Origin of the sequence: Agrobacterium sp. CFBP 3001 (genome assembly GCF_027871605.1) — a bacterium.
Taxonomy (GTDB): Bacteria; Pseudomonadota; Alphaproteobacteria; order Rhizobiales; family Rhizobiaceae; genus Agrobacterium; species Agrobacterium leguminum.
Genome location: NZ_JAQAHD010000058.1, coordinates 1 through 1056, shown reverse-complemented (window position 1 = coordinate 1056; position 1056 = coordinate 1). Strand labels below are relative to the sequence as shown.

Annotated in this window: 1 protein-coding gene; it reads right to left on the bottom strand. The window is 57.7% G+C overall.

The window, feature by feature from the left end; genetic code table 11:
• Positions 1–16 precede the first annotated feature (16 nt).
• A protein-coding gene (locus tag PH605_RS25260) for an IS630 family transposase (RefSeq protein ID WP_416377895.1) occupies positions 17–960 on the bottom strand; the annotation gives its coding sequence in 2 pieces (ribosomal slippage) (positions 17–657 and positions 657–960; 945 coding nt in all).
• Positions 961–1056 lie beyond the last annotated feature (96 nt).

Genomic DNA, 1056 nt, shown 5'->3' with positions numbered 1-1056 from the left:
CTAGAGCACGTCCACTTTACTCGGGGTCATATCCGCACGACGTAAAATAGTTGGCGCACTCTTTGGGTTTGAAGAGCGGGACGATTTCGCCGACCGTGTCCCACAGAGCTTCGACGTTGCGCTTGGCTCGCGCACGCAGGAGCGCCTTGAGCTTGGAGAAGGCCTTTTCAATGGGGTTGAAGTCCGGGCTGTAGGGTGGAAGGTAGAGAAGCTGGCAACCAACGCTCTCAATAGCCTGCCGCACACCATCCGCTTTATGCGCAGGCAAATTATCCATCACAACGACATCGCCAACTGTCAGCGTTGGAAGCAGAACCTGTTCGACATATGCGCGGAAGGCCGTGCCGTTCATGGCACCATCGAGCACCATGGGCGCGGTCATGCCCGAGAGCTTGAGCGCACCGGTGAAAGTCGTCGTCTTCCAGTGCCCATGTGGAATCGCGGCTCGACAACGCTCGCCGCAAGGGGACCTGCCGCGCAGCCTGGACATCTTGGTAGACAGGCCAGTTTCATCGATGAACACGAGCCTTGCCGGATCGAGATCAAGCTGACCATCGAACCAGTCGCGACGACGTTTCAGCAGGTCGGGTCGTTCTTGCTCCAATGCATGTGCGGTCTTTTTTTGAAAGTCCAGCCGCGCTTGCGCAGCCATACATCGAGGGCACTGCGGCCGATGGAAACGGCCTTCTCTTCGGCGAGCCGCAGAACCATTTCGTTCAGCGTGATGTCCTTTTCTTCATCGATCAACCCAACGATAAAATCGCCATGGGCATCCAGACGAGAACCGCCGCGCCGTCCCTGCTTAGCAGGCTTCATCTGACCATGCCGTGCGCTGGCTATCCAGGCGATGGCCGTCGAGACTCCGATTCCGAACCGGGCGGCCGCCGAGCGTGCTGACATACCATCATAAGCCGCTGCCAGAACACGGCTGCGAAGATCATCGCTGAAAGCGCGGGTCATATTGCCTCCGACCAAATCACCAGTCGGATCATGGAATCAGAAATCGGACCGTAACGGAATCCTCAATCCGATTCCGAGTTCAGTGGACGTGCTCTA